The sequence below is a fragment of the Flavonifractor sp. An92 genome (assembly GCF_002159175.1).
In the GTDB taxonomy this organism is placed as follows: Bacteria; Bacillota; Clostridia; order Oscillospirales; family Oscillospiraceae; genus Pseudoflavonifractor_A.
The window spans coordinates 1-8,604 of the sequence record NZ_NFGZ01000049.1; the positions used below are offsets into that span (position 1 = coordinate 1).

General features: G+C 58.3%; 8 protein-coding genes and 1 tRNA gene. 4 read left to right on the forward strand and 5 right to left on the reverse strand.

The genetic code is table 11. The annotated features are described in order from the left end of the window. Nucleotides 1–37: 37 nt before the first annotated feature. Together B5G43_RS16615 and B5G43_RS16620 are read right to left on the reverse strand one after the other, a co-directional pair. Nucleotides 38–799 carry a GH25 family lysozyme gene (locus tag B5G43_RS16615; RefSeq protein ID WP_087263293.1) on the reverse strand — a complete coding sequence of 254 codons (762 nt, stop codon included), beginning with the start codon at nt 797–799 and terminating at the stop codon, nt 38–40. Between the two features lie 179 nt (nt 800–978). After that, nucleotides 979–1,055 (reverse strand) — tRNA-Pro (locus B5G43_RS16620). 224 nt (nt 1,056–1,279) lie between these two features. On the opposite strand from B5G43_RS16620, the gene B5G43_RS16625 reads away from it, so the two are divergent. Beyond that, nucleotides 1,280–1,912 carry a redox-sensing transcriptional repressor Rex gene (locus tag B5G43_RS16625; protein ID WP_087263294.1) on the forward strand — a complete coding sequence of 211 codons (633 nt, stop codon included), beginning with the start codon at nt 1,280–1,282 and terminating at the stop codon, nt 1,910–1,912. Then, a complete protein-coding gene (locus B5G43_RS16630; RefSeq protein WP_087263296.1) occupies nt 1,909–3,009 on the forward strand; it encodes a hypothetical protein in 1,101 nt (366 codons plus the stop codon). Before B5G43_RS16625 ends, B5G43_RS16630 begins: the two co-directional genes overlap by 4 nt. Nucleotides 3,010–3,389: 380 nt before the next feature. On the opposite strand, the gene B5G43_RS16635 is transcribed toward B5G43_RS16630, so the two are convergent. The 3 genes from B5G43_RS16635 to B5G43_RS16645 form a co-directional block, all read right to left on the reverse strand. Then, the gene (locus B5G43_RS16635; protein ID WP_087263303.1) at nt 3,390–4,142 is read right to left on the reverse strand and encodes a hemolysin III family protein; all 753 of its coding nucleotides are present in this window, start codon (nt 4,140–4,142) and stop codon (nt 3,390–3,392) included. Between the two features lie 179 nt (nt 4,143–4,321). After that, nucleotides 4,322–4,696 carry a sigma-70 family RNA polymerase sigma factor gene (locus B5G43_RS16640; protein ID WP_242960653.1) on the reverse strand — a complete coding sequence of 125 codons (375 nt, stop codon included), beginning with the start codon at nt 4,694–4,696 and terminating at the stop codon, nt 4,322–4,324. Next, complete coding sequence (locus B5G43_RS16645) at nt 4,680–6,449, reverse strand: recombinase family protein (RefSeq protein WP_087263299.1); 1,770 nt, start codon at nt 6,447–6,449, stop codon at nt 4,680–4,682. The genes B5G43_RS16640 and B5G43_RS16645 overlap by 17 nt, the downstream gene beginning before the upstream one ends. Before the next feature lie 326 nt (nt 6,450–6,775). On the opposite strand from B5G43_RS16645, the gene B5G43_RS16650 reads away from it, so the two are divergent. Continuing rightward, on the forward strand, nt 6,776–7,357 hold the full coding sequence (locus tag B5G43_RS16650; protein ID WP_242960655.1) for a TetR/AcrR family transcriptional regulator: 582 nt from the start codon (nt 6,776–6,778) through the stop codon (nt 7,355–7,357). A gap of 216 nt (nt 7,358–7,573) precedes the next feature. Further along, nucleotides 7,574–8,604: DUF6138 family protein (locus tag B5G43_RS16655; RefSeq protein ID WP_087263305.1), on the forward strand; the 1,031-nt coding region annotated here is incomplete at its 3' end.

Consider the following 8,604-nt stretch of genomic DNA (forward strand, 5'->3'; position numbering starts at 1 on the left):
CCCCCCCCGCCCCCCCCCCCCCCCCCCCCCCCCTGCCCTATTCCTCCCCGTCCGGCAGGCCAAACGCCAGGAAGTCCTCCCGGCTGCCCCGGAACACATTGAGGTCGATCTTATCCTGGTGCCCGTCGTAGCCTTCCAGATGGGCGGTGTGGCTGTACTGCCAGAAATCCCAGTCGTGGAGCAGCGGCGCCATCGTGGGACTGCTGATCCAGAGGGGATAGTCGTCATAAGCTCCGTTGTCCAGGTAGAGCTGGTAGGAGCGGTAGGTACAGTACAGGATGGGCTTGACGCCGTAGTGCTCCTCCAGAGCCTCCAGCAGCGGGTCCAGAATGGACCGGGTGTGCTCCGCGTCGGCGGGCTGCTGGAGATAGTCCCCATAAAACTCGATGTCCACCACCGGCGGCAGCGCGCCTTCGGTCACCGGCACGGCGGCGATAAAGTTTTCTGCCTGAGTCTCGCCGGGGCTGTCGTAGCTGAAAAAGTGGTACGCCCCCGGCCGGACCCCCGCTTCCTGCGCCCCCGCCCAGTTGGCGGCAAAGCGCTCATCCCGCAGGCTGCTGCCCTCGGTGGCCTTGATGAAGGCGAAATCCACCCCCTGCCGGGCCAGGACCGGCCAGTCGATGGTCCCCTGGTAGGTGGACACATCCACGCCGAATACCTCCCACTCCTGGGGGTCCCGCTGCTCCGGCTCCAGGATCAGCCCCCTCCAGCGCAGCAGCGCCACGCCTCCCGCGGCTGCCAGTACCAGCAGCGTCACCGTCAGGCAGAGCCCCAGCAGCAGACGAAGGAGCCTTCTCATACTCTGCTGTCTGCGGCCCGCGCCGCAGGTTGCTTCTTCATCGCAGCCGCCTCCTTTCGTAATTCATTATCATACCGCCTGCTCCCCCATTTGACAAGAGGGAATCCGAGCGGCAGCAGTCCAGGAGCAGGTTTCATCTGGAAAAAGAAAAAGACCGTATTCCTTACGGAATACGGTCTTGGTCCGAGTGACTGGACTTGAACCAGCGGCCTCCTGAACCCCATTCAGGCGCGATACCAAACTTCGCCACACCCGGATCTCTCGCTGTCTCTCTCAGACAGCTTAGATAATATAGCATACTTTTTTCTCTTTGGCAAGGGGTTTTGACAAAATTTTCGAAAATTTTTTTCGGACCTCAAAACCGAAGAGTTCAGAAGCGACCGTCGACAAGTTGACAACTCCGACGGCATCCGATACAATAGAATAAAATCAACCTCCCCCGCAGGGTAAAATTGTTCGACTAAGTGAGCGTGATGTTCCATGAGAAAACATAAGGTGTCGGAAGCTGTCATCCGCCGCCTCCCGCGGTACTATCGACATCTGACCGACCTGAACCAGTCCGGCGTGGTCCGGATCTCCTCCAGCGCGCTGGGCAGCTCCATGGGCCTGACCGCCTCCCAGATCCGCCAGGACCTCTCCTGCTTCGGTGAATTCGGCCAGCAGGGTTATGGCTACAACGTGGATAAGCTCCTCAATGAGATCGCCGACATCCTGGGTATGAACCAGGGGCACACCGCGGTCATCCTGGGCGCGGGCAACCTGGGCCGCGCCCTCATCGAGAATTTCCGCTTTGAGTCCAGCGGCTTCCGCCTCTGCGCCGCTTTCGATGTGCTCCCCGAGCTGGTGGGCACCGTCATCGCCGGTACCGAAGTCCTCCACATCGACGAGCTGGAGCACTACCTCTCCGAACACCCTGCCAGCGTGGGCATCCTCACCGTGCCCCGCAATGTGGCCAGCTCCATGGCCGAGCGTCTGGTGGCCTGCGGCGTGCGGGGGATCTGGAACTTTACCAACACCGAGCTGAAGATCCCGCAGTCTGACGTGCGGGTGGAGAGCGTCCACTTCTCGGACAGCCTCCTGACCCTGAGCTACATGATCTCGGAGGAAGTATGAAAAAAATCCCGCTTTTCCTCTCGGCCGCCGTGCTGCTGACCGGCCTCTCCCTGGCAGCGGCGGCCGATGACCCTCTGGTGCCCCTGAGCTACCTCAACGGCACCTACTCCCAGAGCCTGCTCAGCCAGGCACAGCAGCGCATCGACACCAGCACCCAGGCCGTCTACGACCGGGTGGTCCAGAACACCGGTACCTCCGGCGGCTCCAGCGGCCTGGCCGATGACCGCTACAAGCTGGGCGACGCCATCACCCTGTCCACCGGGTCCGGCGTGATGCTCCTGTCCGGACAGGCCTCCATCCGCTTTGCCTCCGGCGCAGTGGTCGACGTGACGGCGGGCACCACCGTGACCTCCGGCTCCGCGCTGACCGCCCGGCACCGCTATCTGGCCGCCGAAAACACAACCGCGGTCCTCTCGGTCACCAGCGACACCGCCGTAGTCAGCCTGGAGGGCAAAACCTCGCTGTCCGCCAGCACCTCCACCGACTACAACGCCCTGGCCGACGCCCTGGCTCAGATGGGTCTCTTCGCCGGGACCGGAACCGCCTACGGCTCCGGCTACGACCTGGAGGTAGCCCCCACCCGGGTGGAGGGCGTCATCATGTTCCTCCGCCTCATCGGGGAGGAAAAGGCCGCACAGTCCTTTACCGGAGCCTGCCCCTTCTCGGACGTGCCCGACTGGGCCCAGCGCTATGTGGCCTACGCCTACGCCAAGGGCTACACCGCCGGCGTGGGCCCCGACGCGGCGGGCAACCCTGTCTTTGGTACCCAGCGCCTCATCGGCGCGCCGGAGTATGTGACCTTCCTCCTGCGCGCCCTGGGCTACACCGATACCGGCGCTTCCCCCGACTTCACCTGGCAGACCGCTCTCTCCAAGGCCGCCGAGTTCGGCGTGCTCACCCAGGGCGAGGCCCAGTATTTCGGCGGCAGCGCCTCCTTCCTCCGGGCTCAGGTGGCGTACCTCTCCTACTTCGCCCTGGACGCCCGGATGGCCGACGGCTCTGCCACCCTGGCGGAGCGCCTCATCGCCTCCGGCGCCCTGGACAAGACCACCGTGGACCAGGCACGCGGCGCCGTCACCGTGGCGCGGATCTCCTGACTTGCTTGAAAACCGCCGACCGGAATTCCGGCCGGCGGTTTTTTCAGTCACCCCGGCCCTCTCCGCGCATAGTATGGACTGTGACCGGCGAGAGGGGCTTCCCCCTCACGGCACCGATTCTATGATGGAGGTACGATCTATGGGTTGCAACAACGGTTGGGGCGGTAACTGCCTTTGGATCCTCGTGCTCATTCTGATCCTGTGCTGCTGCTGCGGCAATGGCGGCAGCATCTGCGGCAACAGCGGCAGCAGTAACAACAGCGGCTGTGGCTGCGGCTGCTAAACCCCGTCCATAGCTGCCGGAACGGTCCGGCCTGAATGAACCGCGCCCCCTGTGAGCCAGACTCACAGGGGGCGCGGTGTTTTTGTTGAAAGAGCGGTCACAGGACCGTGACCACCTGATACATCATCAGGAAGTGGCAGACGCTGCCCAGCAGGATGAACACATGGAAGATCTCATGGCAGCCGAAGCGGGGGTTGTTGCGGCCGGGCCACTTGATGGCGTAGAGCACGCCGCCCACGGTGTACAGCACGCCGCCCAACACCAGCCAGAAGAAGCCGGTGGCCGGCAGGACCTTGGTCAGCGGGTACAGCGCAACCACCGACAGCCAGCCCATAAAGAGGTACACGCCGGAGGTCAGCCCCCGGGGGGCGTTGATCCACACCAGGGTGAGCACCAGGCCGGCCAGCGCCAGGGCCCAAATCACCCCGAACAGGCCCCAGCCCCAGGCCCCGTCCTCCCGCAGCGCCACCAGACAGATGGGGGTATAGGACCCGGCGATGAGGAAGTAAATGGAGCAGTGGTCGAATTTCCGCAGGGCGATGCGGCCCTTCACGCTGGTATTGACGCAGTGATAGAGGGTGCTGGCGGTATAGAGGGCCACCATGGAGAGGCCGTAGATCAAAAACGAGATGAAATGCCACTTGCTGGCCCCCAGCTCGGCGCAGCGCAGGAGGAGCGCCGCCGTTCCGAACACGCCCAGCAGTGCGCCCAGGCCATGGGTGATGGCCGACCAGGGACGCAGGCCGTCATAGGGGTCGCGGCCCTTCTCTCCCAGCCGCTCCCGGCGGGTCACCTTCTTATGATAATACAGGGCGGACGGATCGCCTCGAAGGATGTTTTCCTGGCTCATATAATTCACCTGACGATTCTGAAAAAAGTGGTGGGAGGTTCTCCTCCCCTTGAATCAAGTATAGCACAACCAGGATAGATAGTCAACGAAAGCATGTAATATAATTCTGAATATTAGATTTCAGAATTTGTCTATTTTTTCTGCCCTGGCACCCTCAGTATGCCCCGCCGCAGCACCCGCTATGCCCCCGTCTCCATAGCCGCCCGCAGTTTTTCCAGGGCGCGTTTTTCAATGCGCGATACATAGGAACGGCTGATGCCGCATTTCGCCGCGATCTCCCGCTGGGTCAGCGGCTGCTCCCGGCTCAGGCCGTAGCGCAGGTCGATGACCATGGCCTCCCGCTCGTCCAGACAGCGGGCCACGCACTGCCGCACCCGGGCGCAGGAGTCCCGGGCATCCAGATCCTCCAGCATGGTGTCGTCCACCCGGATGGTGTCCAGAATGGACAGAGATCCCCCCTCCCCCTCTCCATCCAGCGAGTCGGACAGGGAGACCTCGCCCTGGAGCTTGCGCTGGGAGCGGAAATACATCAGGATCTCATTTGCTATCCTCACCTAACGGCTCCGCAAGCCCTCCTTCCGCCGCTCCTTCAAGATTTTCCTCTGTTTTACTGCCTGCGACTTGTTTCCCTATGCCCGCTGGCGTCTTGGGAAACTCGTATTCATACTCCGAGCCAAACAGCACCACATGGGCGTCCCTCCCATCCCAAATGATCTCCTTGACAAAGGTACGGATGGCTGCCCGCTTCTGCTCCACCGTCATTTTGTCAACGGTGTCCTTGAATGTGGACAGCATCTGCGCTAACAGGTCAAACTCAATGTCCGCCAAGGCATGGCTGGAGGTCAGTTCTTTCAGCTCCGCCAAATGCCGCTTCAAGCCCTCGCCTTTCTTGTGCAGTTCATCGATCTGCTGCATAATATAACTTTCAGCAGAGGTACCAGAGGACTTTCCCAGGGCAGAGACAAGGCCCTTGATCTCCTCCTCGTTTGCGGCGATCTCGGACTCCAAGTTGGAGATCTCCGCATCATAGCTTTGCCGGTTGCCCAGCAGCGCCCGCTTGCTCTGCTCCAGTTGACGGATAAAATCGGAGCCGTCTTCGCTTAAATGCTTCAGCTGCTCTATAATATCGGCATCTAACATGTTGCCGTTGCAGTTTTTCATGTTGCAGACATGGCCCCGACTGCGCTCCTTCATGGAGCAGAGGTAGGTATAAATAAACTCGCCCTTTGTATTCCGGCGCTTGGACAGTTTGGGGCGCATATACTCGCCGCAGTTGCCGCAGACAAGCAGGCCGGAGAGCAAGGCCACATTGCTGCGGGGCTTGCGGTAGCTTTTGGATTTGTTCCGCTCCAAAATCGTCTGTACCTTGACCCATGCCTTCCCCTCGATGACGCCCTGGTGCTTGCCCACCGACACGATCCACTCCTCCATTGGCTTGATCTGGTGGGCTCTACCCGGCTGCTGTAAGGTGCGGTTATAGGCCATGATGCCGTGGACACCATCAAAGTCGCTTTGCTCAGCAAAGAGGTCGACATGACTTTTCGTCAGGTAGTCATAAGCAAATTCATCGGCAATCAGATAAACCGGATTGGACAAAATCCCCTTGACGGCAAAGCGGGTAAACTGTTTGCCGTTTTTTGTTGTATAGCCATTCTGCAGCAGATATGTCTCCGTCTTTGTCAGCGAGCCGGTTTCCAGAAACTTGTCGTAGATCAACTTGACGATGCCGATCTCCTCCGGGAGAATCTTCAGCTTGCAGGCCCTCTTGGTCTTGCCGTCGATGGTCACATGGGAGACACTCTCCGACTCATAGCCGGTGGGGGTGTTACCGCCCAGCCAGCGCCCTGTTTTGGACAGCTCATGCATATTGTCGCGGATGCGCTCGGCAATGGTTTCCCGTTCCAGCTGGGAAAAAACCGAGGAAATATACATCATGGCCCGCCCCATAGGGGAGGAAGTGTCAAACTGCTCCTTGATGGAGATGAAGTCGATCTTCATCTTGTTCAACTGCTCGATCAGTTTGGCAAAATCGCCGATGTTGCGGCTGATTCGGTCCAGGCGGTAGACAACGATGGCACGGAAACTTTTTTCTTTTGCATCGGCCATCATTTTTTTGAATTGGGGACGCTCCAGCGTGCCACCAGAGAAGCCCTCATCCTCATATACCAGGGCCTGCTCTGCGGCATCGTCTCCGAACTGCAGCCGGATATATTGCCTGCACATTTCAATCTGGTTTTCGATGCTCTCCCCTTTACCGGTGAATTTAGATTTTCGGGAGTAGATTACGATTGGACGCACAGCGGCCATAAAATCACCGTCCTGTCATACGATATGTGTATGTAGTTAATATATCACATTGTCCTCTTTTGGTAAATACGAGAGCAAAGTTTTCGGCGGTTTATCTGTGCAGGCATTAGCAAAGATTACTCTGACATCTCAAACGCATCCTACTATGCCCCCGGTGTGTTGCACCGGGGGACTTATTTTTGTGAACAGTCTTGCATTTCAATTAAGTTTCGCTATAATACAAATAAAGACTATTTTTTAATTTCATTATTTATATAGGGCGGTGACGGCTTGTGGCAAGAAAGGCGTATTCTGATGAGGAGAGGGCGCAGGTAAAGGAAGCCCTGATGGTCACCATGATCCGGTGTATCGCGGACCGAGGTCTGATCCACAGCAGCATTGATGTTCTATGCAAAAAGGTGGGCATTTCCAAGACTTTCTTCTATAGTTTCTTTTCATCCAAGGAGGAGTTGGTGCTCCATGCCTTGCGGTACCAGCAGCCCAGGCTGCTGGACTATGCAAGGTCCCTGATGGAAGACCCTGGACTCAGTTGGCGGGCGGGAGTGGAGACCTTTTTGAAAAACTGTTGCTACGGGGCCGAAAGCGGAGTTGCTGTTTTGTCCATTGAGGAGGAGCAGCAGGCGCGCCGCTGCCTTTCCGAAGAGAATTTTCAGGCATTCCGACAGGACCAAGTCAGTTTTTATGGGAAGTTGCTTTCTATCTTTGGCCTCCCTGTGGACAGTATTGATCCCCGGCTGTTTGGCAATCTGGCCCTCAGCATGATGATGGTGCACAAGGCCATTCCGGACACTATGCCCTTCCTGTTTCCAGAAGTGGCGGAGGACATGGTGGAGTTCCAGGTCAGGGCTCTGGTGGACGAGATGGAGCGGGTAAAAGAGGATGTGCGGCAGGTGAAAGCAAATGGCTAGAGATGAGTACCCATGTCCAAGCGGACGGGAAAGACAGCAGAATATCGTCAGACACAGAGCCTTGGGATACAGGTCTTGGTTCTGTGCGGCCTTTTCGCGCCCTGCGTCAGCCTGTCCAAATGACAGGGTGTCGCGGGGCATTTTTTATTGTTCGGAAAGAGGTGGCCTGATATGAGTTTACCAAAACGAAATAGTGCGGACGGGCGCTGTTACTGGATGAAGCCAGAGGTACAGGAGGAACTGCAGCCGCTCTTTGACCAGTGCATCCAGGATGCCATTGACGGGAGAATCACGCGGCTTGATTCCCTCTGGCCACCGGTCGTGGTCAGCAGCGAAGGCGCGCCCTTTGAGGTGTGGCAACTGCTTCGGACATGGACCGAAGCGCAGCGGGCTGAGACCCTTGACGCGGAAAAGGCCATCGCCTTCAGCGAAAACCTGCGCCGCCAGAGCCGGTGGGGTGAAATTGACCACCATCTACTTGATATGCTGAAACGGGAGCTGCAGGAGAAGTATTTTGTCGTGACGGGCAATGAAGATGACCACTTCTGGGATCGGGAGTATTCCCTGAAACCAGGTATCCGTGCAGAGGAGGTCCCGGAGCCGCTGCTGCGTTTCGCTTGCTATGTGGCGGTGAGCTATAAGGTATATGGTATGGACTTTCAGTATCTGGACACCAATTACCTCTTTGGATTGGTGGAGAAAGTCCGTCCTGATATGGTGAAAAAGCTCCGGGAACATGGGACCGGCAGGCTGCCGATCTCTTTGCAAAAACGGAAAACAGAGCACTTCACTGCATCGGCCAACGATGCCTTTGCTGTGATCCGTATTACTGCCAGGGACAACACGGAGGAATGCTGCCATGAAGTGCTGGACTATCTGTGTGAGGTTCTTTCGCAGGAGAATTTTCCCCGCAGCTATGCGGTGGAGTTCAAAGGGCCGGAAAAGAGGTATCTGCCCATCACAGGACTGCCCAAAAAGGGAGTAAGCCAGCTCTTTGCCTGTGCCGTGCAGTACCCCGGCCTCCACCCCCTGATGGAACGGTACGCCCGGCTTGCCATGCGGCAATATGAGCAGTACACCAATCTCAGCGATGAGCAGTGCGCGCTCCCCGGAAGTTTTGCCGTGTTCGCCCTGGGAATGCTGGGGCAAGAGTGGCGGCAGCTGGTATGGGATTATCTCGATCTCTGTGATGATGAGCACTCCCACTTACAGGAAAAATTCCTCCGGGAGTATGTGAAACAGTTCGG

What these genes read in the sequence shown, in the direction of transcription:
- B5G43_RS16625 (WP_087263294.1), top strand. Translation starts at nt 1,280, where the DNA reads ATGAGAAAACATAAGGTGTCGGAAGCTGTCATCCGCCGCCTCCCGCGG.
- B5G43_RS16650 (WP_242960655.1), top strand. Translation starts at nt 6,776, where the DNA reads ATGGTCACCATGATCCGGTGTATCGCGGACCGAGGTCTGATCCACAGC.
- B5G43_RS16615 (WP_087263293.1), bottom strand. Translation starts at nt 799, where the DNA reads ATGAGAAGGCTCCTTCGTCTGCTGCTGGGGCTCTGCCTGACGGTGACG.
- B5G43_RS16645 (WP_087263299.1), bottom strand. Translation starts at nt 6,449, where the DNA reads ATGGCCGCTGTGCGTCCAATCGTAATCTACTCCCGAAAATCTAAATTC.
- B5G43_RS16635 (WP_087263303.1), bottom strand. Translation starts at nt 4,142, where the DNA reads ATGAGCCAGGAAAACATCCTTCGAGGCGATCCGTCCGCCCTGTATTAT.
- B5G43_RS16630 (WP_087263296.1), top strand. Translation starts at nt 1,909, where the DNA reads ATGAAAAAAATCCCGCTTTTCCTCTCGGCCGCCGTGCTGCTGACCGGC.